Source organism: Mesorhizobium sp. 2RAF45 (genome assembly GCF_052115225.1).
Taxonomy (GTDB): domain Bacteria; phylum Pseudomonadota; class Alphaproteobacteria; order Rhizobiales; family Rhizobiaceae; genus Mesorhizobium; species Mesorhizobium jarvisii.
This window is the reverse complement of the sequence record NZ_JBFRGG010000003.1, coordinates 493,956-520,553: the sequence shown is the minus strand read 5'-3', so window position 1 is coordinate 520,553 and position 26,598 is coordinate 493,956. Positions and strand designations below refer to the sequence as shown.

The 26,598-nt window shown below is 63.6% G+C and carries 22 protein-coding genes; 17 read left to right on the top strand and 5 right to left on the bottom strand.

The genetic code is table 11. The features are described from left to right. Positions 1-9: 9 nt before the first annotated feature. Genes xdhB through uraH form a run of 3 tightly spaced genes read right to left on the bottom strand, consistent with a single transcriptional unit; the run spans position 10 to position 4,214 of the window. Complete coding sequence (gene xdhB, locus AB4Z43_RS11940; protein WP_441937764.1) at positions 10-2,355, bottom strand: xanthine dehydrogenase molybdopterin binding subunit; 2,346 nt, start codon at positions 2,353-2,355, stop codon at positions 10-12. Then, the gene (xdhA, locus tag AB4Z43_RS11935; RefSeq protein ID WP_441937561.1) at positions 2,355-3,836 is read right to left on the bottom strand and encodes a xanthine dehydrogenase small subunit; all 1,482 of its coding nucleotides are present in this window, start codon (positions 3,834-3,836) and stop codon (positions 2,355-2,357) included. The genes xdhB and xdhA overlap by 1 nt, the downstream gene beginning before the upstream one ends. A 3-nt stretch (positions 3,837-3,839) precedes the next feature. Then, complete coding sequence (uraH, locus tag AB4Z43_RS11930) at positions 3,840-4,214, bottom strand: hydroxyisourate hydrolase (RefSeq protein WP_019862722.1); 375 nt, start codon at positions 4,212-4,214, stop codon at positions 3,840-3,842. A gap of 202 nt (positions 4,215-4,416) precedes the next feature. Here uraH and puuE point away from each other — a divergent pair, with 202 nt between their 5' ends. The 14 genes from puuE to AB4Z43_RS11860 all read left to right on the top strand — a co-directional run bounded on the left by puuE (position 4,417) and on the right by AB4Z43_RS11860 (position 20,701). Next, positions 4,417-5,835, top strand: coding sequence for an allantoinase PuuE (gene puuE / locus AB4Z43_RS11925; protein WP_441937558.1), 1,419 nt, complete (start codon positions 4,417-4,419; stop codon positions 5,833-5,835). Between the two features lie 10 nt (positions 5,836-5,845). Further along, positions 5,846-6,709 (top strand): bifunctional allantoicase/(S)-ureidoglycine aminohydrolase, encoded by an 864-nt coding sequence (locus AB4Z43_RS11920; protein ID WP_038651564.1) that lies wholly within the window; start codon positions 5,846-5,848, stop codon positions 6,707-6,709. After that, positions 6,706-7,197, top strand: a complete 492-nt coding sequence (locus AB4Z43_RS11915) for an ureidoglycolate lyase (RefSeq protein WP_441937555.1) — start codon at positions 6,706-6,708, stop codon at positions 7,195-7,197. The genes AB4Z43_RS11920 and AB4Z43_RS11915 overlap by 4 nt, the downstream gene beginning before the upstream one ends. Before the next feature lie 15 nt (positions 7,198-7,212). Beyond that, complete coding sequence (locus tag AB4Z43_RS11910) at positions 7,213-7,806, top strand: nucleoside deaminase (RefSeq protein WP_441937553.1); 594 nt, start codon at positions 7,213-7,215, stop codon at positions 7,804-7,806. A gap of 97 nt (positions 7,807-7,903) precedes the next feature. After that, positions 7,904-9,889 (top strand): CocE/NonD family hydrolase, encoded by a 1,986-nt coding sequence (locus AB4Z43_RS11905; RefSeq protein WP_441937551.1) that lies wholly within the window; start codon positions 7,904-7,906, stop codon positions 9,887-9,889. Positions 9,890-10,043: 154 nt separating this feature from the next. Beyond that, positions 10,044-11,630, top strand: coding sequence for an ABC transporter substrate-binding protein (locus AB4Z43_RS11900; protein ID WP_019862713.1), 1,587 nt, complete (start codon positions 10,044-10,046; stop codon positions 11,628-11,630). A gap of 16 nt (positions 11,631-11,646) precedes the next feature. Then, the gene (locus AB4Z43_RS11895) at positions 11,647-12,606 is read left to right on the top strand and encodes an ABC transporter permease (protein WP_019862712.1); all 960 of its coding nucleotides are present in this window, start codon (positions 11,647-11,649) and stop codon (positions 12,604-12,606) included. A gap of 10 nt (positions 12,607-12,616) precedes the next feature. After that, the gene (locus tag AB4Z43_RS11890; protein WP_019862711.1) at positions 12,617-13,441 is read left to right on the top strand and encodes an ABC transporter permease; all 825 of its coding nucleotides are present in this window, start codon (positions 12,617-12,619) and stop codon (positions 13,439-13,441) included. Beyond that, positions 13,441-15,096, top strand: a complete 1,656-nt coding sequence (locus AB4Z43_RS11885; protein WP_020629117.1) for an ABC transporter ATP-binding protein — start codon at positions 13,441-13,443, stop codon at positions 15,094-15,096. Before AB4Z43_RS11890 ends, AB4Z43_RS11885 begins: the two co-directional genes overlap by 1 nt. 108 nt (positions 15,097-15,204) lie before the next feature. After that, entirely contained in the window at positions 15,205-16,794 is a 1,590-nt protein-coding gene (locus AB4Z43_RS11880) for an ABC transporter substrate-binding protein (protein WP_441937549.1), read from the top strand. A gap of 115 nt (positions 16,795-16,909) precedes the next feature. Then, a complete protein-coding gene (locus AB4Z43_RS11875; protein WP_038653702.1) occupies positions 16,910-17,749 on the top strand; it encodes an alkaline phosphatase family protein in 840 nt (279 codons plus the stop codon). Between the two features lie 285 nt (positions 17,750-18,034). After that, on the top strand, positions 18,035-18,601 hold the full coding sequence (locus AB4Z43_RS11870) for a sigma-70 family RNA polymerase sigma factor (RefSeq protein WP_038651547.1): 567 nt from the start codon (positions 18,035-18,037) through the stop codon (positions 18,599-18,601). After that, positions 18,598-19,266 carry an anti-sigma factor gene (locus AB4Z43_RS11865; protein ID WP_441937546.1) on the top strand — a complete coding sequence of 223 codons (669 nt, stop codon included), beginning with the start codon at positions 18,598-18,600 and terminating at the stop codon, positions 19,264-19,266. The genes AB4Z43_RS11870 and AB4Z43_RS11865 overlap by 4 nt, the downstream gene beginning before the upstream one ends. Beyond that, a complete protein-coding gene (locus tag AB4Z43_RS11860) occupies positions 19,256-20,701 on the top strand; it encodes a S8 family serine peptidase (RefSeq protein WP_441937544.1) in 1,446 nt (481 codons plus the stop codon). The genes AB4Z43_RS11865 and AB4Z43_RS11860 overlap by 11 nt, the downstream gene beginning before the upstream one ends. A 21-nt stretch (positions 20,702-20,722) precedes the next feature. Here the strand turns inward: AB4Z43_RS11860 and AB4Z43_RS11855 are convergent, their stop codons facing one another. Beyond that, positions 20,723-21,205, bottom strand: coding sequence for a hypothetical protein (locus AB4Z43_RS11855; RefSeq protein ID WP_155249152.1), 483 nt, complete (start codon positions 21,203-21,205; stop codon positions 20,723-20,725). 302 nt (positions 21,206-21,507) lie between these two features. Further along, entirely contained in the window at positions 21,508-22,530 is a 1,023-nt protein-coding gene (locus AB4Z43_RS11850; protein ID WP_441937541.1) for a substrate-binding domain-containing protein, read from the bottom strand. Positions 22,531-22,891: 361 nt separating this feature from the next. Between AB4Z43_RS11850 and AB4Z43_RS11845 the strand changes: the two genes are divergently transcribed. The 3 genes from AB4Z43_RS11845 (at position 22,892) to AB4Z43_RS11835 (ending at position 26,594) form a co-directional block, all read left to right on the top strand. Next, a complete protein-coding gene (locus AB4Z43_RS11845; RefSeq protein ID WP_019862703.1) occupies positions 22,892-24,247 on the top strand; it encodes an ABC transporter substrate-binding protein in 1,356 nt (451 codons plus the stop codon). Between the two features lie 177 nt (positions 24,248-24,424). Next, the gene (locus AB4Z43_RS11840) at positions 24,425-25,438 is read left to right on the top strand and encodes a carbohydrate ABC transporter permease (protein ID WP_019862701.1); all 1,014 of its coding nucleotides are present in this window, start codon (positions 24,425-24,427) and stop codon (positions 25,436-25,438) included. 1 nt (position 25,439) lies between these two features. Next, on the top strand, positions 25,440-26,594 hold the full coding sequence (locus AB4Z43_RS11835) for a carbohydrate ABC transporter permease (protein WP_019862700.1): 1,155 nt from the start codon (positions 25,440-25,442) through the stop codon (positions 26,592-26,594). Positions 26,595-26,598: the final 4 nt, after the last annotated feature.

The following is a 26,598-nucleotide window of genomic DNA, read 5'->3' as shown; positions in this document are numbered from 1 at the left end:
TTGCCGGATTCAGTCCTTCGCCTCACCTTTCAGCCGCTCGATCGTCATCAGCACACGCTCCGGCGTCGCTGGAGCATCAAGGCGCGGACAGATCCTGTGATCGGCGACGCTGGCCACCGCATCCGACAGCGCGTGCAGCACCGACATGCCGAGCGGGAAGGGCGGCTCGCCGACCGCCTTGGAGCGATGGATCGTCGGCTCTCCGGCTTCCGGCCAGTCGGCCAAAGTGACGTTGAAGATCTTCGGCCGATCGGAGGCGAGCGGGATCTTGTAGGTCGACGGTGCGTGGGTGCGCAGCCGGCCCTTGCCGTCCCACCACAGCTCCTCCGTCGTCAGCCAACCCATGCCCTGGATGAAGCCGCCCTCGATCTGGCCAAGGTCGATGGCGCGGTTCAGCGAACGGCCGGTCTCGTGCAGGATATCGGTGCGCTCGACCACATATTCGCCAGTCAGCGTGTCGACCGAGACTTCCGAGCAGGAGGCGCCGTAGGCGAAATAGTAGAAGGGGCGGCCCTCGCCCTTGTCGCGGTTCCAGTGGATTTTCGGCGTCTTGTAGAAACCCGCCGCCGAGAGCTGGATGCGCGCCATGTAGGCCTGCTTGACGAGATCGGCGAAGGCGATCTCCTGGTTGCCGATGCGCACCCGGTTGGGCAGGAACAGCACCCGATCGCGCGGCACCTGGTATTTCTCGGCGGCGAAATCGGTCAGCCGGTCCTTGATCTGGCGGGCGCCATTCTGTGCCGCCATGCCATTGAGGTCGGAGCCGGACGATGCCGCGGTGGCCGAGGTGTTGGGCACCTTGCCGGTGGTGGTCGCGGTGATCTTCACCTGGTCGAGATCGATCTGGAATTCTTCCGCCACCACCTGCGCGACCTTGAGGTAGAGCCCCTGCCCCATCTCGGTGCCGCCATGGTTCAGATGCACCGAACCATCGGTGTAGACATGCACCAGCGCGCCGGCCTGGTTGTAGTGGGTGGCGGTGAAGGAAATGCCGAACTTGACCGGCGTGAGCGCCAGGCCGCGCTTGATGAAACGGCTGTTGGCGTTGAAGGCCGATATTTCGCGCCGCCGCCGCGCATAGCTGGCGCTCTCCTCGAGTTCGGCGACGATGCGCTGGATGATGTTGTCCTCGACCGTCTGGTGGTAGGGCGTGATGTTGCGGTCGCTGGTGCCATAGAAATTCGTCTTGCGGATCTCGAGCGGATCCTTGCCGACCGCGAACGCCACCTCGTCGATGACGCGTTCGGCGCCGACCATGCCTTGCGGGCCGCCGAAGCCCCGAAAGGCGGTGTTCGACACGGTGTTGGTGTAGAGCGGCGCCGATTGCGCGTGCACGGTCGGCCAGAAATAGGTGTTGTCGCAATGGAACAGCGCGCGATCCGTCACCGGGCCCGACAGATCCGACGAGAAGCCGCAACGCGCGGCGAACATGAAATCGACACCGAGAATGTTGCCCTCGTCGTCGAAGCCGACTTCGTAGTCGACGAGGAAATCATGACGCTTGCCGGTGGCGATCATGTCGTCGTCGCGGTCGGGCCGGATCTTGACGGCGCGATGGTGTTTCTTGGCAGCGATGGCCGCGAGCGCGGCAAACTGATTGCCTTGCGTTTCCTTGCCGCCGAAACCGCCGCCCATGCGGCGGATCTCCACCGTGATGGCGTTGCTGGGTACGCCGAGCGCATGGCTCACCATGTGCTGGACTTCGCTCGGATGCTGGGTCGAGGAATAGATGGTGACGTCCTGATCCTCGCCGGGAACGGCCATGGCGATATGGCCTTCAAGATAGAAATGCTCCTGGCCGCCGACGCGCATCTTTCCCTTCAGCCGGCGCGGCGCCGCCTTGATCGCAGCGGCGGCATCGCCGCGCTTCAAGGTAAGCGGCGGCGTGACGAGCTTGTCCTTCTTCGGATCGAGTTCGCCAATGTCGGTGACGAAAGGCAATTCCTTGTATTCGACCTTGGCCAGCCTGGTGGCGCGGCGTGCCTGCTCGCGGGTTTCGGCGATAACGCAGAAGATCGGCTGGCCGAAGAACTCGACCTTGCCGTCGGCGAGCACCGGCTCATCGTGCCGACCGGTCGGCGAAATATCATTCTCGCCCGGCACATCCTTTGCCGTGAGCACATCGACGACTCCGGAGGCAGCGCGCACCGCCGAAAGGTCCATGCGGGTGATGGTGGCATGCGCGGCGGCCGAGAGCCCGAGGCAGCCATGCAGCGTGCCGGATGGTTCCGGCATGTCGTCGATATAGACGGCTGTGCCGCTGACATGCTTGTGAGCGGAATCATGCCGCTGATCGGTGGCGACGCCGCCGACGATCTTCTCGGCCTTGAGGTTCGATGTGGCGTGCTTGTTCATCATGCCGCCTCGTTGCGGGACACCTGGAAGGGCGCCCTGGTGCCGCTGGTCTCGGCGAAGAAACGCAACAACAAGTTGCGCGCCGCAAGCGCCCGGTATTCGGCTGAGGCCCGCATGTCGGTGAGCGGGGTGAAATCCCTACCGTATTGTGCCATCGCCGCCTCGACCGTCTCTTCGGTCCATGGCTTGCCGAGCAGCGCCTTTTCGACAAAGGACGCCCGCTTCGGCGTCGCTGCCATGCCGCCATAGGCGATGCGCACATCGGCGACCGTGCCGTCCTTGGCCAGCGTCAGGAAGAAGGCGCCAAGCGCAGCGGTGATATCCTCGTCGCGCCGCTTGGTGATCTTGTAGACGGCAAATTTCTCTCCCTTGGCCGGCACGGGCACGTGCACGGCCTCGACGAATTCGCCCGGCTGCCGGTCCTGCTTGCCATAGGCGATGAAGAAGGTTTCCAGCGGGATCGTGCGCCGCTTCTTGCCCTTGCGCAGGGTCAGGCGCGCGCCGAGCGCGATCAGGGGCGGCGGCGTGTCACCGATCGGCGAGCCGTTGGCAATGTTGCCGCCGATGGTGCCCATGTTGCGCACCTGTTCACCACCGATGCGGTCAAACAGCGGCCCCAGCGCCGGGATGCGTTTCGACAGCGTCGAAAAGGCTTCGGTGTAGGTGACGCCGGCGCCGATCGAAATGACTCCCTTGTCTTCGGCGATGGTGCACAGCCCATCGAGATTGCCGATGAAGACCGCCGGAGAGATGTCGCGCATATGCTTGGTCACCCACAGGCCGACATCGGTCGAGCCGGCAACGATGGTGGCGCCGGGTTCCTGGTCGAGCACAGTGGCGAAATCGTCGACATTGGCCGGCACGATGAGCCGCGCCCTGGCCGAACCGATCTCGATCCGCGCGCCGTCCCGCAAGGCTTCCAGCCTCGCCGTGATCGCCTTGCGCTCGACAGCCAGCGGATCCTTCCCCGCTTTGCCGTAGCTGGAGATGGCGTGCGCGGCGCGCATGATCGCTTCATAGCCGGTGCAGCGGCAGAGATTGCCCTGCAGCGCCTTTTCGATCGCCGCGTTCGATGGATCCGGCGACTTCATCCACAGGCCATAGAGCGACATGACGAAGCCCGGCGTGCAAAAGCCGCATTGCGAGCCATGAAAATCGACCATCGCCTGCTGGACGGGATGCAACTGGCCGGGCTGACCACGCAAATGTTCCACCGTCACGACATGGGTGCCGTCGAGCGAACCGAGGAAGCGGATGCAGGCATTGACGCTTTCATAGACCAGCCGGCCGGCCGAAAGCCTGCCGACCAGAACGGTGCAGGCGCCGCAATCGCCCTCGGCGCAACCTTCCTTGGTGCCGCGCAGCGAACGGTCGAGCCGCAGCCAGTCGAGCAGGGTCGCGTCCGGCGCCACCGAGGACAGCACGACATCCCTGCCATTGAGGATGAAGCGGATTTCGTTGCGGATATTGACCTTGGCCATGCCTCAGCTCCCCCTGTAGGTCGAATAGCCATAGGGCGAAATCAGCAATGGCACGTGATAGTGCACCGCCTCCGCCATGCCGAAACGGATCGGCACGCTGTCAAGGAAGGCCGGCTCGGGCAGCTTTGTGCCCTGGCCGCGCAGATAGTCGCCGGCCGCGAACACCAGTTCGTATTCGCCAGCGCGGAACTCGGCGCCGACCAACAGCGGCGCGTCACAGCGGCCGTCGGTATTGGTTGCGACCGTCTTCAGATGTGTCCTCGCCGAACCGTCGAGACGATAGAGTGCGATCGACAACCCGGCCGCCGGCTTGCCGGTCGCGGTGTCGAGGACATGCGTCGTCAGACGTCCGCCATCGGCTTTCGACGTTTCTGCCACTGGCGCCTCCCATTTCCAATATGAACGAACTGGCCCGGTACAGTCGAACAAAGCAATGAATTGTGCGCCAATTAAAGGCGATGCATAAGTCCCGGTCGAGCGGAGCGGCACAAAAACACTTTCAAAAATTTCAAGGGAATGCGGCGGCAACCCTTTCGACTATCCTGATCACAACTTCCGGCAGTGTCCGGCAGGAGGGGCAATGCGTTACGAAAGAGACATGCACGGCTACGGAGCCAATCCACCGGATCCGAAATGGCCCGGCGGGGCGCATGTCGCCGTGCAGTTCGTCGTCAATTACGAAGAGGGCGGCGAGAATTGCGTGCTGCATGGCGACAAGGCGTCGGAAGCCTTCCTGTCGGAGATCGTCGGTGCCGCACCATGGGTGGGACAGCGCCATTGGAACATGGAATCGATCTACGAATATGGGGCGCGGGCCGGCTTCTGGCGGCTGCTGCGTCTGTTCAGCGAACGCGAAGTCCCTGTGACCTGCTACGGCGTCGCCACAGCGTTGGCACGCTCGCCCGACCAGGTCGCGGCCATGCAGGACGCCGGCTGGGAAATCGCCTCGCATGGGCTGCGGTGGATCGACTACCGCGATCATAGCGCCGAGGATGAGCGCCGCGACCTCGATGCGGCAATCAAGCTGCATTACGAAGTGACCGGCCAGCGCCCGACCGGCTGGTATACGGGCCGCACTTCGGTCAACACCGTGCGGCTGGTGGCCGAAGAAGGCGGCTTCGACTACGTCTCCGATACCTATGACGACGAACTGCCTTATTGGTTCGAGCATGCCTGCGGCACGCAGCTCATCATTCCCTATACGCTCGACGCCAACGACATGCGCTTCGCCACGCCGCAGGGCTTCAACTCGGGCGACCAGTTCTTTTCCTATCTGAAAGACAGTTTCGACACGCTCTATGCCGAGGGCAAGGCCGGGCGGCCGCGCATGATGAATATCGGCCTGCATTGCCGCCTCGTCGGGCGGCCGGGCCGGGTGGCAGCGCTGAAGCGCTTCGTCGACTATGTCAAATCGCATGACAAGGTCTGGCTGGCGCGGCGCATCGACATCGCCAAGCACTGGCAGGAGAACCATCCCTACAAGCCAGCGGCGCTGCGCCCCTCCAAGATGGAATTCGAAACATTCGTCCACACGTTCGGCGGCGTGTTCGAGCATTCGCCCTGGATTGCCGAGCGAGCCTACGAGTTGGAGCTGGGCCCGGCGCACGACACGGCCGGCGGCCTGCACAATGCGCTCTGCCGCATCTTCCGCGCCGCCAGCGAGACCGAGCGGCTGGGTGTGCTCAACGCCCATCCCGATCTTGCCGGCAAGCTGGCCAAGGCCAGGCGGCTGACGGCGGAATCGACCAGGGAACAAGCCTCCGCCGGCCTCGACGCGCTGACCGACAAGGAACGCGAACTGTTCTCCAAGCTCAACGCCGCCTACGTCACCACTTTCGGTTTCCCCTTCATCATCGCGGTGAAGGGCAAGACCAAGGAGGAAATCCTCGCCGAGTTCGAGGCGCGCATCGGCAACAGCCGCTGCGTCGAATTCGAGATCGCCTGCAAACAGGTCGAGCGCATCGCGCTGCTCCGCCTCAGAGACATGCTACCGCAATAGGTTTGAACCCATGGATACGATCAGGATGCCAGAGCGCACCTACTACGCACCACATGGCGGCCATCCCGGCCAATCTGAATTGCTGACAGGCCGCGCCGTCTTCACCGAGGCCTATGCCGTCATCCCCAAGGGCGTGATGCAGGACATCGTCACCAGCGCCTTGCCGTTCTGGGACAAGACCCGCGTCTGGATCCTGTCGCGGCCACTGTCCGGTTTTGCCGAGACATTCTCGCAATACATCGTCGAGGTGGAGCCCGGCGGCGGCAGCGACCGGCCGGAACCCGATGCCGGCGCAGAAGGCGCCCTGTTCGTGGTCGAGGGCGAACTGACCGTTCTGCTTTCCGGCAAGAAGCATGTGTTGCGGCCAGGTGGCTTTGCCTTCCTCCCGCCGGCGAGCGGCTGGACGGTTCGCAACGAGGCCAAGGCTGCTGTTCGTTTCCACTGGATTCGCAAGGCCTACGAAGTGGTCGACGGTCTCGATATGCCGGAAGCCTTCTTCACCAACGAGCAGGATATCGCACCGACACCGATGCCGGGCACCGAAGGCCGCTGGGCGACGACACGCTTCGTCGACCCGGCCGATTTGCGCCACGACATGCACATGACCATCGTCACGCTCGAGCCGGGCGCGGTCATTCCGTTCGCCGAAACGCATGTGATGGAACACGGCCTCTATGTGCTGGAAGGCAAGGCGGTCTACCGCCTCAACCAGGACTGGGTCGAGGTCGAGGCCGGCGACTATATGTGGCTGCGCGCCTTCTGCCCGCAGGCCTGCTATGCCGGCGGCCCGGGAAAGTTCCGCTATCTGCTCTACAAGGACGTCAACCGGCACGCCAAGCTCGGCGGAGCCGGTATCGGCGGTCGCGCGCGGTGACCCGCATCACAGCACAGAAGCTGACCCGTGAGGCCTTTGCCCCCTTCGGCGATGTCATAGACATGGATGGCGACAACCACTACCCGATCAATGGCGGCAAGGCTGAGCGCTACCACGACCTCGCCACCGCTGAAGCCACGGGGCCGAACGCGCGCGTGCTGATCTCGATGGTGCGCGGCACACCTTACGAACTGCCGCTGAAGCTGACGATGGTCGAGCGTCATCCGTTCGGTAGCCAGGCCTTCATTCCGCTGTCGCCGCGTCCGTTCCTGGTTGTCGTCTGCCATGACGGCAAGGAGGGGCCGGGCGAACCGCATGCCTTCATCACCGCGCCCGCACAGGGCATCAACTATTCCCGCAATCTCTGGCACGGCGTGTTGACGCCGCTCGGCGAGGCGCAGGATTTCGTGATCGTCGACCGTGGCGGCGACGGCTCCAACCTCGAAGAATTCCATTTTTCGCACGCCTACGAGATCCATCTCCCCTGAAAGCTTTTGATCCCCATGACCGATATATCGCTGATCGACCGCCTGCTCGACGTGATCGAGCACGACATCGTGCCGAAGACGGCGGAAGGCGTCGCCCACGGCAACAAGCTGTTCGGCGCGGCGATCCTGCGCAAGGACGACCGCTCGCTGGTGCTTGCCGAAACCAACAATGAGATCGAGAACCCGCTCTGGCACGGCGAGGTGCATTGCCTGAGGCGGTTCTACGAGATGCCGAGGGCCGAGCGCGTCGACACCAAGGATGCGCTGTTCGTCGCCACGCACGAACCCTGCTCGCTCTGCCTGTCGGCGATCACCTGGACCGGCTTCGACAATTTCTACTACCTGTTCAGCCACGAGGATTCGCGCGACAGTTTTGCGATCCCGCACGATCTGAAAATCCTAAAAGAGGTCTTCACCCTCGAGCCAGGCGGCTACAATGCCGAGAATGCCTATTGGAAGAGTTTTTCGATCCGCAGGATGGTACGGGCGTTGCCCGAGGCGCAGCGTCAGCGGCTGGAAACGCGCATCGGCAAGATCTCGGCACGCTACGACGAGCTGTCCGATGCCTACCAGGCGAGCAAGAGCGAAAACGACATTCCGCTGAACTGAGGTTGTGCCGCAGGTAACGGCACAGGTCGCATAATTCGCTGCTCCAGTCGCGAATGGCGATTGAAACTTGCCGCGCCGCGGGGCGTTATGCGCACCCATGAAAACCATCACCGAATTTCCCCGCAAGGTCGTCGAATTCCCCGATATGGGCATCGTCATGCCGGATGGCTGCCGGCTATCGGCGCGGGTGTGGATGCCGGAGGATGCCGGCGACGAACCAGTGCCTGTCATTCTCGAGCATTTGCCCTACCGCAAGCGCGATGGCACCATCTTTCGCGATCAGCTGACGCATCCCTATTTCGCCGGCCACGGCTACGCCTCGATCCGCGTCGACATGCGCGGCAATGGCGATTCCGAAGGGCTGATGGACGACGAATATTCCGAACAGGAGTTGCAGGATGCCTGCCACGTCATCGCCTGGGCGGCGGCCCAGCCCTGGTGCAACGGCAATGTCGGCATGATGGGCATCTCCTGGGGTGGCTTCAACTGCCTGCAGGTTGCGGCCAAGCAGCCGCCGGCGCTGAAGGCGGTGATCAGCCTGTGCTCGACCGTCGACCGCTACGCCGACGACATCCACTACAAGGGCGGCTGCCTGCTGATCGAGAATTTCGGCTGGGCCTCGACTATGCTCTCCTACTCGTCGCGGCCGCCGGACCCGCTGATCGCCGGCGACAACAGATGGCGCGATCTGTGGCTGACCCGGCTGGAGAACCAGCCCTTCCTTTTGCCGCTGTGGCTCAGCCACCAGCACCGCGACGCCTATTGGAAGCGCGGCTCGATCTGCGAGGGTTTTTCGGCCGTCAAGGCCGCCGTGCTGTCGATCGGCGGCTGGCATGACGGCTACCGCAACACGATCTCGCACCTCGTCACCAACATCGAAGCGCCGGTCAAGGGCATTGTCGGCCCCTGGATCCACAAATACCCGCACTATGCCGGACCCCAGCCGGCCATCGGCTTCCTGCAGGAAGCGCTGCGCTGGTGGGACCACTGGCTGAAGGGCGCCGAGACCGGCGTCGAGGACGATCCCGCCTACCGCGCCTATGTGATGGACAGCGTGCGCCCGGCGCGCTGGCATCCCGAGCGGCCCGGCCGTTGGGTGGCCGAGCAACAATGGCCGTCACCCGCGATCAAGACCCAGGCCATCGAACTGCTGCCCAAGGGGAGCAAACCGGCCATCATTGCCTCGCTGCAGAATTGCGGGCTGGCCGGCGGCGAATATTTCCCGTTCACCTTCGGCCCGGAATTGCCGGGCGACCAGCGTCCCGACGATGCCTTGTCTGTCTGTTTCGACCAGCCGGAGCTCACCGAGGCCATCGATATTGTCGGCGCGCCGGAAGTCCAAGTCACTCTCTCCTCCGATCGCCCGCAGGCCAACATCGCGGTGCGGCTGTGCGACGTGCATCCCGACGGCGCTTCCGAACTGATCTCCTATGGCGTGCTCAATTTGACGCATCGCGACTCGCACGAATTCCCGCAGGCCCTGGTGCCTGGCGAGACCGTGTCGGCGCGCGTCGTGCTCGATCAATGCGCCTACCGCGTGCCGACCGGCCACCGCCTGCGCATCGCCGTGTCGAACGCCTATTGGCCCATGATCTGGCCGTCGCCGGAGCCGGTGCAGCTGAGCTTGTCGGCGGCGACACTTGCCTTGCCGCTACGCCCACTGGCAAAAGGCGACGAAGCGACGTTCGCCGAGCCGGAAGGTGCTACGCCCTGGGCGACCGAGACGATCCGTGCCGCCAACTCCGAGCGCCATGTCGATCGCGACGAAAAGACCGGAATCGTCACGCTTTCCATCGCGGATGATTTCGGCGCGGTGCGTGATCTCGACCACGGCCTGGTCAATGGCAGCATCGCCCGCGAGACCTGGGCTATCCATCCTGACAATCCATTGTCGGCCTCGGGGAAAACACACTGGACGCAGACACTGTCGCGAAATGGATGGTCGGTGCGTACCGAGACATGGGCCGAGATGCGATCGGACGCACAAAACTTCATCGTCAGCGCCAGAATCGAGGCCTATGAGGGTGAGAAAATCGTCTTCGAGCGCAATTTCGAGGAGAAAATCCCGCGCACGCTTGTTTGAGCGCCGACACCCTTGGTCCAAATGCGACGTACGATTTACGCCACGGCATGTCGCATTCGGTCTTGCTTACGGCATTGGCTTACCCTCATTATTCAGGGAGAATTAACAACAAAAATCGACCGTAGAGTCGAACCAACAGAGTGAGGAACTCAAAATGTCGAACGAACTGGAATTCCTTAGCCGGCGTGTCGCAGCGGGCAAGCTGAGCCGTCGTGATTTTCTCGGTCGCGCGGCAGCGCTCGGCATTGCCGCACCCTTCGCCAATTCGCTGCTTTCAAGTGCTGCGCGCGCGGCAGGCCCGGTCAAGGGCGGCACGCTGAAGGCCGGCCTGGTCGGCGGTGAATCCACCAACAGCCTCGATCCGGCGCTGATGATGACGCAGGTGCCGTTCGCCTTCGGCAAGTGCTGGGGCGAAATGATCGTCGAACTGTCGCCGGACGGCAAGCTCGAGAACCGCATTGCCGAAGAGATCGGCTCGTCCGACGACGCGAAGACCTGGACCCTGAAAATCCGCGACGGCGTCGAATTCCACAACGGCAAGACCGTGACCGCCGAGGACGTGGCCGCCACGCTGGAGCGCCACTCGGACGAGAAGTCGAAATCCGGCGCGCTCGGCTACATGAAGGGTATCGCGACCATCAAGGCCAGCGGCAAGGAAGTGGTGCTGACGCTGAAGGAGGCCAATGCCGACCTTCCCTACCTGCTCAGCGACTATCACCTGATCGTCCAGCCGAATGGCGGCAAGGACAAGCCCGATGCCGGCATTTCGGCCGGCCCGTATGTGGTCAAGACCAACGAGCCCGGCGTGCGCCATGGCGGCGAGCGTTTCGCCAATTACTGGCAGGGCGACAAGATGGGCCATGCCGACCAGATCGAAGTCATCGTCATCAACGATGCGACGGCGCGCACGGCGGCCCTGCAGGGCGGCCAGGTCAACATGATCAACCGCGTCGAGCCGAAGATCGTCGACCTGATCAAGCGCGTGCCGGGCGTGACCATCCGCAACCATGCGGGTCCGGGCCACTATGTCTTCATCATGCATTGCAACACGGCGCCCTTTGACAACAACGACCTGCGCATGGCGCTGAAGCTCGCCATTGACCGCGAAGAGATGCTGACCAAGGTGCTGCGCGGCTATGGCTCGCTCGGCAACGACTTCCCGATCAACGCGTCCTATCCGCTGTTCACCGAAATCGAGCAGCGCAAGTACGATCCCGACAAGGCCAAGTTCCACTATAAGAAGTCCGGCCATGATGGCACTGTTCTGCTGAGGACTTCGGACGTCGCCTTCCCCGGCGCGGTCGATGCCTCGCAGCTCTTCCAGCAGAGCGCGGCCAAGGCCGGCATCAAGATCGAGCTCAAACGCGAGCCCGGCGACGGCTACTGGAACGAGGTCTGGAACAAGCAGCCCTTCTGCGCCTCCTACTGGGGCGGACGCTCGACGCAGGACCAGATGTACTCGACCGCCTATCTGTCGACCGCCGACTGGAACGACACGCGTTTCAAGCGCCCGGACTTCGACAAGATGGTGCTGGCGGCGCGCGCCGAGCTCGACGAGGCCAAGCGCAAGCAGATGTACCACGACATGGCCGTCATGGTGCGCGACGAAGGCGGCCTGATCCTGCCGATGTTCAACCAGTTCATCGACGCCACCGGCGCCAAGGTCGATGGCTGGGTGGACGATCCGCACCAGGAACTGATGAACGGCTACGCCCTGGCGAAGTGCTGGCTGCAGGCCTGAGTCCGGCTTTGCGGAGATGTCCTCACCCATCCTGAAGCTAATTGCCCAGCGCGTCGCGCTGGGCATCCTCCTTTTGCTGGCCATTTCGGTCCTGATCTTCGCCGGCACGCAAATCCTGCCCGGCGACGTCGCGCAAGCCATTCTCGGACAATCGGCAACGCCGGAGTCGCTCGCCAATCTGCGCGAACAGCTCGGCCTCAACGACCCGGCCTATGTCAGGTATTTCCACTGGCTCGGCGGCGTGCTGACCGGCGACCTCGGCACTGCCATGTCGAGCGGCCAGGATATCGCCACCTCGATCAAGGGCCGGCTGTGGAACACGCTGTTCCTGGCCTTCTGGGCGGCGGTCGTGGCCGTGCCGCTGGCAATCATCCTCGGCCTGATCGCCGTGCGCTACCGCAATGGCTGGGTCGACAAGCTGATCTCCGGGCTGGCGCTCGCCTCGACCTCCTTCCCGGAATTCTTCATCGGCTATCTCCTGGTCTATTTCTTCGCGGTGAAATGGCAGATCTTTCCCGCCATCTCGACCGTCTATGACGGCATGCCCTTTGGCGAGCGGATGCAGGCCATCGCGCTGCCGGCGACGGCGCTGACGCTGGTGGTGCTGGCCCACATGATGCGCATGACCCGTGCGGCGATCCTCAATGTCATGCAGTCGGCCTATGTCGAGACGGCGGAGCTCAAGGGGCTCTCGGCCTTCGCCGTCATCCGCAAGCACGCCTTCCCGAACGCCATCGCGCCGATCATCAACGTCGTCATGCTCAACCTCGCCTATCTGATCGTCGGCGTCGTCGTGGTCGAGGTGATCTTCGTCTATCCCGGCATGGGGCAATATCTGGTCGACCACGTCACCAAGCGCGACGTGCCGGTGGTGCAGGCGGTCGGCCTGATCTTCGCCGCCGTCTATATCAGCCTCAACATCATCGCGGACATTGCGGCGATCGTCGCCAATCCGCGTCTGCGACATCCAAAGTGAGGGGGCGGGCATGCTCGATATAAGACGCATTCCCATCCCCGCCCTGATCGGCCTCGTGCTGACCGCCCTGTTCGTGCTGGCGGCGATTTTGGCACCGTGGATCTCGCCGCACGACAATGCCGAGATCGTCGGCGACGTCTGGGAACCAATGTCGGCCGCGCATTGGCTCGGCACCGACAATCTCGGCCGCGATCTCTTGTCGCGCATGATCTACGGCGCCCGCATCACCCTGTTCATCGCCGTGCTGGCCACCGCGCTGTCCTTCTCGCTCGGCGCCATACTCGGTTTCTCGGCAGCGGTGTTCGGCGGCTGGTTCGACACGATCCTGTCGCGCCTCGTCGACCTGCTGATGTCGATCCCGACCCTGATCATGGGCCTGGTCGTGCTCTCCGTGCTGCCGACAAACCTGGTGACGCTGATCCTGGTCATGGGCATTCTCGACTCGACCCGCGTCTACCGCCTGTCGCGCGCGGTCGCCGTCGACATCAACGTCATGGATTATGTCGAGGCGGCAAAACTGCGCGGCGAAGGCAGCGCCTGGATCATCTTCCGCGAAATCCTGCCCAATGCGCTGTCGCCGCTGGTTTCGGAACTCGGCCTGCGCTTCATCTATGCTGTCCTGTTCCTGTCGACGCTGTCCTTCCTCGGCCTTGGCGTGCAACCGCCGGACGCCGACTGGGGCGGCATGGTCAAGGAAAACAAGGACGGCATCGTCTTCGGCATCGCCGCAGCACTCATTCCGGCGGGGGCGATCGCCGCGCTCGCCATCTCGGTCAACCTTGTCGCCGACTGGATTCTCAACCGCACGACAAGCCTGAAGGGAGGACGCGGGTGATGGCCGACAGCAAAGCGAAGCCCGGCGTGCTGCTCGATATCAGGAATCTGCGCATCGAGGCCACGGTCTACCCGCCCGGCGAGGCGCCAAAGAACATCGTGCTGGTGCACGATGTCTCGCTGACGCTGGAAAAGGGCAAGGTGCTGGGCCTGATCGGCGAATCTGGCGCCGGCAAGTCGACCATCGGCCTGTCGTCGATGGGCTATGGCCGCGGCGGCGTGCGCATCACCGGCGGCGAGGTGATCCTCAACGGCCGCGACATCCTGAAGGGCGGCAAGGAAGGTTTCCGCAAACTGCGCGGCCGCGAGGTCTGCTATGTCGCGCAGTCGGCGGCGGCCGCCTTCAACCCGGCGCACCGGCTGATGGACCAGGTGGTGGAAGCCACGCTGCTGCATGGCACGGCGACACGCGCCGAAGCCGAGAAGCGCGCCGTCGCGCTGTTCAAGAAGCTCAGCCTGCCGAACCCTGAAACCATCGGCGAACGCTTTCCGCACCAGGTCTCGGGCGGCCAGCTTCAGCGCGTCATGACGGCAATGGCGCTGTGCTCGGAACCCGACCTGATCGTCTTCGACGAGCCGACAACGGCGCTCGACGTGACGACGCAGATCGACGTGCTGTCGGCGATCAAGGATGCCATCCGCGACACCCATGTGGCGGCGCTCTACATCACCCACGACCTTGCCGTCGTCGCCCAGGTCTCCGACGAGATCATGGTGCTGCGCCATGGCAGGCTGGTCGAATGGGGCGGTACAAGGCAGATCATCAAGGAGCCGCGMCAGGAATACACCAACGCGCTGGTCTCGGTGCATGAGATCGAGCACCAGGAGCAGAATCCCGGCGCCACGCCGTTCCTGTCGGTGAAGAACGTCACCGCCGCCTATGGCGGCGGCCACGTCAAGGTGCTGAAGAACGTCTCGGTCGACATCTACCCCGGCCAGACGCTGGCCGTGGTCGGCGAATCCGGCTCCGGCAAGTCGACGCTGGCGCGCGCCATCACCGGACTTTTGCCGCCCGAACAAGGCACCGTCACCTTCGATGGGCGCCCGCTCGCCAACCGGCTTGCCGACCGGCCGAAGGAAGATCTGCGCCAGTTGCAGATGATCTACCAGATGGCCGACGTGGCGATGAACCCGCGCCAGACCGTCGGCACTATCATCGGCCGGCCGCTCGAATTCTATTTCGGCATGCGCGGCAGGGAACGCGACAAGCGCGTCGCCGAGCTGCTTGACGAGATCGAGATGGGCAAGGGCTTCGTCGACCGCTATCCGGCCGAGCTGTCCGGCGGCCAGAAGCAGCGCGTCTGCATCGCCCGTTCGCTCGCCGCCAAGCCGAAGCTGATCATCTGCGACGAGGTGACCTCGGCGCTCGATCCGCTGGTGGCCAACGGCATCCTCAAGCTGCTGCTCAACCTGCAGCAGCATGAAAAGGTCGCCTATCTCTTCATCACCCACGATCTGGCGACGGTGAAGTCGATCGCCGATTCGATCGCGGTGATGTATCGCGGCGAAGTGGTTCGCTACGGCTCGAAGAGCAAGGTTCTGACGCCGCCCTTCGATGCCTATACCGACCTTCTCCTGTCGTCGGTTCCGGAGATGGAGATCGGCTGGCTGGAAAAGGCGATCAAGGGGCGGCGCATGGCCAGCGCGGGGAACTAGCGACCTGCTGGTCGGGCGGCTGTCGTCATCCAGATGCAACACGAAAGCGCCACACGTCCTTGCGGACGGGCGCTGCCCGTGACGTTGTTTTCAACAGGGGGTAGGAACATGAAGACGGAACTCGACCATCTCGCCGATCTCGCCGGCCAGGGCCGGATATCGCGGCGCGACTTCCTTGGCCGCACGGCGGCACTGGGTGTGTCGGCGGCGCTGGCAACGACGCTGGCCGGGAAAGCCTTCGCACAGACGCCGGTCAAGGGCGGTATCCTTAAGGCCGGCCTGCAGGGCGGCGAGTCGACCAACAGCCTCGACCCCGCGCTGAACCTCAGCCAGGTCACCTTCAGCTTCGGCAAGCAGTGGGGCGAATATCTGGTCCGGCTGATGCCCGACAACAGCCTGACCAATATGATCGCGCAGGAGATCGGCGCATCCAAGGATGCCAAGACCTGGACGATCAAGGTGCGCGACGGCGTCGAGTTCCACAACGGCAAGACCGTCACCGCCGAAGACATCGCCGCCACCATCGAGCGCCATGCCGACGAGAAGTCCAAATCCGGTGCGCTCGGCATCCTCAAGAACATCAAGGGCGTCAAGGCAAGCGGCAAGGAAGTCATCGTCACGCTCGGCGATGCCGACGCCGATTTCCCCTATCTGATGGCCGACTACCACCTCGTCATCCAGCCGAATGGCGGCAAGGACAATCCCAATGCCGGCATCAGCGCCGGTCCCTACAAGGTCACCGTCAACCAGCCCGGCGTGCGCCATGGCGGCGAGCGCTTCGCCAATTACTGGCAAGGCGACAAGATGGGCCATGCCGACCAGATCGAGATCGTCGTCATCAATGACGCCACCGCGCGGCTTGCGGCGCTGCAGGGCGGCCAGGTGCACATGATCAACCGCGTCGAGCCCAAGGTCGTCGACCTGGTCAAGCGCATCCCCGGCGTCAGCATCGAGAACGTGTCGGGCAAGGGCTACTACCCGTTCAACATGTTCTGCGACACCGCGCCCTTCGACAACAACGACCTGCGCATGGCGCTGAAACTCGCCATGGACCGCGAGGAAATGCTGACGAAGATCCTGCGCGGCTATGGCTCGGTCGGCAACGACTTCCCGATCAACGAAGCCTACCCGCTGTTTTCGACCAACATTGAACAGCGCAAGTTCGATCCGGAGAAGGCGGCCGCTCTCTACAAGAAGTCGGGCCACAGCGGCTCGATCCTGCTGCGCACTTCCGATGTCGCCTTCCCCGGCGCCGTCGACGCCGCCCAGCTCTATCAGCAGTCCTGCGCCAAGGCCGGCATCAAGATCGAGATCAAGCGCGAGCCCGGCGACGGCTACTGGTCGGAAGTCTGGAACAAGCAGCCCTTCTCGCTCTCCTACTGGGGCGGGCGCGCCACGCAGGACCAGATGTATTCCACCGGCTACGTCTCGACCGCCGACTGGAACGACACGCGCTTCAAGCGGCCGGAATTCGACAAGATGCTGCTTGCGGCGCGCGGCGAGCTCGACCACGCCAAGCGCAAGGCGATCTACCACGACATGGCGGTCCTGATGCGCGACGAGGGCGGCCTGATCGTGCCGTTCTTCAACCAGTTCATCGATGCCGCCGCTACCAACAAGATCGGCGGTTTTGCCAATAGCCCGATCGGCGAGATGATGGATGGCTACGCGCTTGGTGAGTGCTGGCTCAACGCTTAGCCGGACCCTGCCTGTCTGATTCACGTGCCCCGTCTGATTTACATACAAGAACGCCGTGTGCCAGAAACGGCACGCGGCGTTCCCGTTTCAACAGCCAGACATCATGGAGCAGCCCATGGCGCTCAAATCCAAGCTTCTGCTGATCATCCTCGACGGCGTTCCCTATCGCAACTGGCGCCGGCTGATGGGCAATCTCGAAGGCTGGGTGCAATCGGGTGAAGCGCGGGTCTGGAAGATGCGCTCGGTGCTGCCGTCGACCTCGGCCTGCTGCTATGCCTCGATCCACACCGGCGTGTCGCCGCAGGTGCATGGCATCCTTTCCAATGAGAATCGGTTCCGCGTCGGGCAGCCCGACATCTTCTCCGAAGTCAGCAAGGCCGGCGGCAGGACCGGGGCGGTCACCCACTCCTACTGGTCGGAATTCTTCCGCTCCCACCCGTTCGACCTGGTCGAGGACATGGAGTATGACGAGCCGGGTGGGCCGATCACGCATGGCCGCTTCCACACCATGACCGGCTACAACGCCCGCAACCAGATGACGCCGAGCGACGTCGATTTGTTCGCGACGCTGACCATGCTGACCAAACGCCACGGCATCGACTACGGCATCCTGCACACCTGCACGCTGGACTCCATGGGCCATCGCTTCGGCCATGACTGCCACGAGATGGACCATGCCGTCTACGCGATGGACGGCATGCTGGCCGCCTTCCTGCCGGGCTGGATCGCGGCCGGCTACGAGGTGATGGTCACCGCCGACCATGGCCAGACCGACCGCGGCCACCATGGCGGCCATGATGACGAGATGCAGGATTTCGCGCTGTATTATTTCGGACAAGGCCAAGGGCCTGAAGCCGATACGCTGCTCGACCAGCTGCAGCTGGCGCCGACGGTGCTGAGTCGGCTCGGCGTGCCGGTACCGGCGACGATGAAGGCGAAGCCTTTCTTGGGTTGAGCGGGTCGCCTTTCCTTCTCCCCTTGCGGGAGAAGGTGGCCTCGCGAAGCGAGGTCGGATGAGGGGTGTTCCGGGAAAAGCCAACGTCTCACTCCGCTGGAGCACCCCTCATCCGTCTCGGCGCTGCGCGCCGATCCACCTTCCCCCACAAGGGGGGAAGGAAAGGCGTCCCTACTGGCAACCGCCCCGTTCTTCAGTTAGCCTCCGCAAATTCCTTGGCGGAGGATGAACCTTTTTGGACCGACCGGCGACAGAGCAGACAGGAGCCAGGCGGCTCGATCGGCCATGACGGCAGCGACGGAGACCGATCGCGCGCTTGTCGACCGGGTCGCGAAGGGCGACCGTGCCGCCGTGCGGCTCCTGTTCATGCGTCACCACGCGCGGGTCTACCGCTTCGTGGCGCGCCAGACGGGATCGGAAATGATGGCTGACGATATCGCGAACGAGGTGTTCCTTGAGCTGTGGCGCCAGGCGCCAGGCTTCGAGGGGCGTTCCGAAGTCTCGACATGGCTGCTCGGCATCGCCCGGTTCAAGGCGCTGTCGCTGCTGCGCAAGAAGAAGGAAGACTGGATCGACGACGAGGCGGCCGCCGCGGTGCCGGACAGCGCCGACACGCCGGAGGTCGTCACCATGAAAGAGGACAAGGCCGCCGCCTTGCGCCGCTTTATCGACGCCTTGCCCGAAGAACACCGCACGGTGATCGACCTTGCCTATTATCACGGACAGTCGGTAACCGAGATCGGCGAGGTGCTCGCCATCCCGGTCGCGACGGTCAAGACCCGGATGTTCTACGCCCGCAAGAAACTCGGCGAGGCCCTCAAGGCCGCCGGTTACGACAGGGGGTGGCCATGAGCGCCGCTGAAAAAATGTCACGCCGCGACGAAATGGAAACGCTGCTGCCGTTCTACCTGAACGGCTCGCTGGAAGGCTCCGACCTCGAAGCCGTCGAGGAGTGGCTGGCGACCGATCCCGCGGCGATGACAGCCCTTGGCGAGGCCGAAGCAGAATTCTCCGGCACATCGGCGGCCAATGAAGCAATCCGCCCGCCAGCCGATGCGCTCAGCCGCTTCGCCAAGGCGCTCGACGCCGAGGCCGGACCCGCGCGCAAGCCAGCAGGTTCGTCCTGGCTGGCGCAGGCCTGGGGCCGCTTCTTGGCGGTGCCCGTCGGCGTCGCCTGGGCGGCGGTCGCGGTCCTGCTTGTGCTGATCGCGGTGCAGTCCCTGGTGCAGCCCGGCGGCAAGGGCAAGGATTTCGAAATTGCCGGCGCGCAAGACGACCTGGCGAAAATGCCGTTCGCCCTGGTCAAGTTCAAACCGGATGCGAAGATGTCGGACATTTCGGCATTCCTCGGCAGCAACGGGCTGAAGGTCATCGGTGGACCGACCGCGGACAGCGTGTTCCGGATCGGCATTCCCGCCGCCAACGCAGCCGACTATGCCAAGCAGCTCAGCCTTATTGCCGCCCAGCCATTCGCCGACACTGTGATCGAGGGAAGGAAACCGGTTGATGGCGGCTGAGGCGGCCCTTCGATTTGCGGCGATCCTGGCGGCGGCGATGACAATCGCCGCCGTGCCTGCGTCGGCACAGACCAATGCCGCCAAGGGCGACCAGACGAAAATCGACTGCCGAAACGGCAGCAACGCGGCCGGCGCCGACTGCGCCAAGGACGGCAGCGCCAGCGACAATGCCGGCGGTGCGGGTCCTGCCCAGGCGGCCGCCGTCTTTCTTCCCGCCCTGATCGTCGACCTGTTTCCCAATCCGGTCGCGCCTCCGGCACCGGTGCCGACGCCGCAGCCGGAACCGGTCACGCCGCCCGGCAACAATCAGGCCGGCCCGCCGGCCGGCGGGCCGATCGTCTCGCCGACCGATCTCGTCGCCGTCCAGCCGCCGCGCGCCGTGGCCGGCGAGTTCGTGCCCGACGAGGTGCTGGTGACGGTTGACGGCAATGCCGGCGCCGTGCAGCAGATCGCCGCCTCCTTCGGCCTCGAAGTGCGCTCGCAGCGCCAGTCACGCCTGCTCGGCACCACTTTGGTACGCTTCGGCATTCCCGACGGTCGCCCCGTCGGCGTCGTGCTGGCCCAACTTGCCGCCGACGGCCGCACGCAGCGGCGCGAGCCCAACCACATCTATTCGCTGCAGCAGGCCGCCGGCATCGTCAACTATGCCTTTGACCGCATCGCGCTCGATGCCAAACAGGCGAGCGGCCAAAACGTCCGCGTTGCCGTCATCGATACCGGCATCGACGACAGCAATCCGGCGCTGGCCGGTGTCATCGCCGCGCAGTTCGACGCCATGCCCGACGTGCCGGTCGAAAAGCGCGACCATGGCACCTCGATCGACGGGCTGATCGCCGGCGTCGGCGCCCTGGAAGGCATGGCGCCGGGCGCCAGGATCTACCACGCCCGCGCCTTCGAAGGCGGCAAGTCGACCATGGATGTCATCCTGTCGGCGCTCGACTGGGCGGCGGAACAGAATGTCAGCATCATCAATATGAGCTTCGTCGGACCGAAGAACGACCTGCTCGGCGCCGCCTGCCGCAATGCCCGCGCGCTCGGCATGGTGCTGGTCGCCGCCGCCGGCAACAACGGACCGAAAGCACCCTATGGCTACCCGGCCGCCTTCGACGGCGTCATCGCGGTGACCGCGACCGACGCCAAGGACGCTCTGATGCCGCAGGCCAATCGCGGCGCCTATGTCTTCATCTCGGCGCCCGGCGTCGAGATGGTGGCGCCAAGCGGCGCCGGCTCGGCTGTCGTTACCGGCACCTCTTTCGCCGCGGCGATCCTCAGCGGCGCCATCGCCAATCTCCTCCATGCTTCGCCTGGCCGCTCGGCCGACGACATCGAGAAAGCGCTGGCAGCCACCGCCAAGGATCTCGGCCCAAAGGGGCGCGACAATGATTTTGGCTACGGGCTGCTGGACATCAAGGCGGCCGAGGCGGCGAAGGAGTGAATTTTCCTCTGAGCTTCCGGTCTATGCCGCCGGGAGCTGCCGGGTTCGGCCGATCTGCAGAAGCAACGCGGATGCGAGACAAAGCCCAACGACCGCCAGCCCTGATATAACAAGCCATCGCATCAATGCCGCCTGCTCGTCATGGCCGATGACGCGGTAGAGACCGTTGATCTCGACCATTTCCGTGTCGGAGAGCCGCTTCTTGGGCAGTGTTTGGTCGGTGTAGAAATATTTGGTCATCGCGTTGAATTCGAGTTCGCTGCCGATGAACATTTCGGTGGGGTTCAGGTCTGACGTGACATGACCCTCATAGAGGCGTTCCTGTGTGGTCCGGATGTCGACATTGTTGAAGTCCGGCTTGGTCGCACCCGCATGAAACCAGCCTGGCGAAAACACCGTGAATGACCCGGACCGAGGCAGATGGGTAATCGGTTGGTTGACGATTTCGACCACTTTCTGTTCGGTCCGCGCGGCTTCCGCATTTGCCTTCCCGATCCCTGGCAACGTCCAGAAGATCCCAGCGCCGACCGTCAGCAAAAGGCCCGTTAAGCCAAGCAGAAACACGATATGGCCGACAGGGCGCGTCGGTCTTGCGGTGCGCCCAATCGGGGCCGCCGGGACGCGACTCTCGCGCCCGCGCCGGCCGAAAACCGCGCTGGGCTGATCGGTGTTCATCCGCCCATGTTGGAGCAGGCGGGCTAATGCGGCGTTAATAGGATCCATGTGAGGTGATCCCGGTCCGGACTAAGGGATACGCAGGGCGCAAACAGGGCGCACCCGACCCCTGATCGAGGTCAGGTCCTAGACTAGGCCGGCGCTCCCGCAACCGATCCCCTGATCACCAGATCGACCGGCCAGACTTCGCCGCGGGCGCCTTCTTCCAGCCCTGAAATCCGCGCCGCCAGCCGCTCTGCGACGCGGGCGCCGGCAAGGCGGATGGACGAGCGCGTCGTCGACAGCGGCACGGAAAAATTTTCCGGCTTCAACCAGGGGAAGACGTCGTCATGGGCGATCAGCGAGACATCGCCGGGAATGGTGAGGCCTAGGTCGCGCACCGCGCGCACGACGCCCAGCGCCATGATCAGGCTGGAGCAGGCGATTGCCGTCGGCGCATCGCCCTCCTCGAGCAGACGCCTGGTGGCGCGATAGCCGTTCTCTTCGGTCATGACCACAGAACAAACATGGCGTTCGCCCAGGCTCAGCCCACCTGCCGCGAGCGCCCGGCGCACGCCGCGCTCGCGATGGATGGCGAAGGTCTCGCGGTCGTCGCCATTGATCAGCGCCAGCCGCCGGTGGCCGAGCTGGACCAGCAGCCGCGCCGCTTCGTGGAAGGCGCCCTCATTGTCGATGTCGAGATAGGGATAGTCGAAATCGAAGCCTTCGCTGCGGCCATGGACGAGGAAGGGAATGCCGAGCGTGCTGACCAGCGCCACCCGACTGTCCTGCGGCCGCGGCGAGGAGATATAGACGGCATCGACCTGCCGGTTGGCGACGATGCGCCGATAGGTCGTCTCCTGGTCGTCGGCATCGGCCGGCGACAGCACGAGGTCAAGCTCGTGCGAGCGGGCATAGTCGCCGAGGCCCGACAGGAACTCGACAAAATGCGGATCGATGTCGACGGCCGCGCCGGTCGGCAGGACATAACCGATCATGCCGGATTTGCCAGTCGCCAGCCGCCGCGCGCTGGGATTAGGGCGATAGCCATGGCGCTTGGCGGCGTCCATGACGCGCCTGCGCGTTTCCTCGTTGACCTCCGGGTAGCCGTTCAATGCCCGGCTTACCGTGGTCTGCGAAAGCGCCAGCATATGCGCGAGCTGCTTGAGGTTCACAACGGTCTCCATTCCCTCAAAGCGCTTTTAAATTGAATCGACCCAATCGCCACAAGGGCGCGACGATATCGAGATGACCATAGTCGGGGTTGGGGCCAGTTTGAAACGAAAATTGCTGTTGCGCTGCCAAAAAAGCATGCTGCGCTGCACTTTTCGGCGACAAAATTCGCTAGATTAAATCGATTAGCTACCGAGCCTCTTGACTTTCGGATGATTCAATGGCGTGATCGGAAAAGCCAAAGCGCTTTGGAAGACTCTTCGAAAGGTTGCGGTTCCCTTGCGACTGAGTCACAGTCCTGCGGCGTCGGCGGGCGGAATGGAGGTTCCGTCCGGTGTGTGTGACCCACTGGGAGGAATACCGATGAAGAAAATGCTTTTGCTGGGTGTTGCGTTTGCCACGTTCGCCCTGAATGCGCCTGCGCATGCCGAACTGAAGTTCAAGCCGGGCGAGGACAAGCGCTTCAACTGGGCAAACTTTGAAGACCTCAAGAAAGTCGACCTCAAGGGCGAGACCCTGACCATCTTCGGGCCGTGGCGCGGCGAGGATGAGACGCTTGTCCGTTCGGTGCTTGACTATTTCTCCGAGGCGACCGGGGCGGAGGTGAAATACTCCTCGTCCGAAAACTACGAGCAGCAGATCGTCATCGACACCCAGGCCGGCAGCCCGCCGAACATCGCCGTCCTGCCGCAGCCGGGCCTTATCCAGGATCTTGCTTCCAAAGGTGTGCTGACCCCGCTGGGCGACGACGTCGCCGCCTGGATCAAGGAGAACTACGCCGCCGGCGACTCCTGGGCCAAACTCGGCACCTATACCGGCAAGGACGGCAAGTCGGCTTTCTATGCCTTTCCCTACAAGATCGACGTGAAGGGGCTGGTCTGGTACTCGCCCGACAATTTCCAGGAAGCCGGCTACAAGGTGCCGAAGACCCAGGAGGAACTGGCCGAGCTCGAAAAGAAGATCATCGCCGATGGCGGCAAGCCTTGGTGCATCGGGCTTGGTTCCGGCGGCGCGACCGGATGGCCGGCGACCGACTGGGTCGAGGACATCATGCTCAGGACGCAGCCGCCGGAAGTCTATGACAAGTGGGTCAAGAACGAGATCCCGTTCACCGATCCGGCGGTGGTCAACGCCATCGACATCTTCGGCAAGATCGCCACCGACGACAAGATGGTCGATGGCGGCGCCAAGGCGGTGGCCGCGACCGACTTCCGCGACAGCCCGAAGGGCCTCTTTACCGTGCCGCCGAAGTGCTACATGCACCATCAGGCATCGTTCATCCCCTCCTTCTTCCCGGAGGGCGTGAAGCTCGGCCAGGACGCGGACTTCTTCCCCTACCCGCCCTACGCCTCCAAGCCGGAACTTGGCACACCCCTGGAGGTCGCCGGAACGCTGGTGATGATCACCAAGGATTCCAAGGCATCGCGCGAGTTCATCAAGTTCCTCGAAATGCCGCTCGCACATGAATTGTGGATGGCGCAGAAGAGCTTCGTCACCCCCTTCAAGGGCGCCAACAAGGATGCCTATGGCAGCGATGCGCTGAAGAAGCAGGGCGAGATCCTGGTCGGAGCGACGACTGTCCGCTTCGACGGCTCCGACCTGATGCCCGGCAAGGTCGGCGCGGGCTCGTTCTGGACGGGCATGATCGATCTGGTCGGCGGCAAATCTGCCCAGGACGTGGCCGCCGACATCCAGAAGAGCTGGGACGCAATCAAGTAGGTCGCTACAGGCAAGCTAAAACCTTACTGATCCTCCTGCAGGATCCGGGCCACGGCCCGGGTCCGACCGGCGGCATACGCCGGAAGCCTTCGCGTTTCGATTGTTCCGAATGACTCACAAAGTCGGTGCATCCGACCGCCAGCTTGCCTGGCTGGTCATGCGCAGGGAGAGGGACCCATGGCGGCTCAGATCTTCTCGGCCATTTTCGTCATCATCATCGGCGTCGGCGGCTGTGTCGCCTACTTCTGGGGCGCCAACAAACTGCTGGACCTGACCTTCCCCTCGCGTGGGGTCACCGGCACGGCTGCCGTCAACAATCTACGCCGGCAGGGCCTTGTGCGGCCATGGCTGTTTGTCGGCCCGGCGCTGATCATTCTCACCATCTACCTGATCTACCCGGTGATCGCGACACTGTGGCTTTCCTTCCTCGACCGCGGCGGCACCAGTTTCGTTGGGCTGGCCAACTATGAGTGGGCGCTTCGCGATCCCGACCTCCGACACTCGATCCTGAACAACCTGCTGTGGCTGGCGGTGGTGCCGGCGGCCTGCACCTTCCTGGGCCTGATCATTGCCGTGCTCACCGACAAGATCTGGTGGGGCACGATCGCCAAGAGCCTGATCTTCCTGCCGCTGGCCATCTCCTTTGTCGGCGCCAGCGTGATCTGGAAGTTCATTTACGAGTATCGCGGCGAGGGCCAGGTGCAGATCGGCCTGCTCAACGCCATCATCCAGCATTTCGGCGGCCAGCCGCAGGTGTGGATATCGCTGCCGTTCTGGAACAATTTCTTCCTGATGATCATCCTGATCTGGATCCAGACCGGCTTCGCCATGGTCATCCTGTCCTCGGCGCTGCGCGGCATTCCGGAAGAAACGCTGGAAGCCGCCGTCATCGACGGCGCCAATCCGTTCCAGATCTTCTGGAAGATCATGGTGCCGCAGATCTGGGGCACCATCGCCGTCGTGTGGACCACCATCACCATCCTCGTGCTCAAAGTGTTCGACATCGTGCTGACCATGACCAACGGCCAGTGGAACAGCCAGGTGCTGGCCAATCTGATGTTCGACTGGATGTTCCGCGGCGGCGGCGATTTCGGCCGTGGCGCGACGATTGCCATCATCATCATGATCGCGGTCATCCCGATCATGGTCTGGAACATCCGCCAGGCGAACAAAGAGACGGGAGGACACTGAGATGGCCGTCGCGACTGGAAAATCCTTCGTCAGCCGTTTCGGCGTCCACATAGCGGTGCTGGTCTTCGTTGCCATCTGGACCATTCCCACACTCGGCATCCTGGTCTCGTCGCTGCGCGACAAGGACCAGATCGTCGCCTCGGGCTGGTGGAATTCGTTCGCCAGTTCCAGCCAGACCGAGGCCGGGCGGCTGCCGCCCGCCACGGCGCAGACCCAAAAGGACGGCAAGTTCGTCCTCGAGGGCAACATCTTCGGCGATGGCGCCAAGCGCAACATCAGTGCCTTCGGTGTCAAGGCCGCGGCACCGACGCAATATCCGGCCGGCTCATCGGCCGACCTGGGTGACGGCGTAACCCTGCAGGTCAACGCCGACGGTAGCTTCGTCATGACCTCGCCCAAGGCGTTCGAAGGCGACCGCGGCCAGCGCCTCTACTATGCCTCGTCGGCGCCGCCGAAATTCACCACCGACAACTATCAGACCGTGCTGTTCTCGGAAGGCATCGGCCGCTCGTTCATGAATTCGCTGACCGTCACCATACCGGCGACCGTCATCCCGATCCTGATCGCCGCCTTTGCCGCCTATGCGCTGGCCTGGATGCGGTTTCCCGGTCGGGCGCTGCTGATCGCGGTCATCATCGGCCTGCTGGTGGTGCCGCTGCAGATGTCGCTGATCCCGCTGCTCAAGCTCTATAACGGCGTCGGTACTTTCTTCGGCGTGCCGTCGAAGACCTATCTCGGCATATGGCTGGCGCATACCGGCTTCGGCCTGCCTTTCGCCATCTACCTGCTGAGGAGCTATATCGCCGGCCTGCCGCGCGAGATCATGGAATCGGCCCGCATCGACGGCGCCAGCGATTTCGAGATCTTCGTCAAGATCGTGCTGCCGCTGTCCTTCCCGGTGCTGGCCTCCTTCGCCATCTTCCAATTCCTGTGGGTATGGAACGATCTCCTGGTGGCGATGGTTTTCCTTGGTACGGCACCCGACCAGATCGTGTTGACGGCCAAGCTCAACGCGCTGCTCGGCTCTCGCGGCGGCAACTGGGAGATCCTGACGACATCGGCCTTCATCACCATCATCGTGCCGCTGATCGTCTTCTTCTCGCTGCAGCGCTATTTCGTCCGCGGGCTGCTCGCCGGCTCGGTGAAAGGAGGCTGAAACC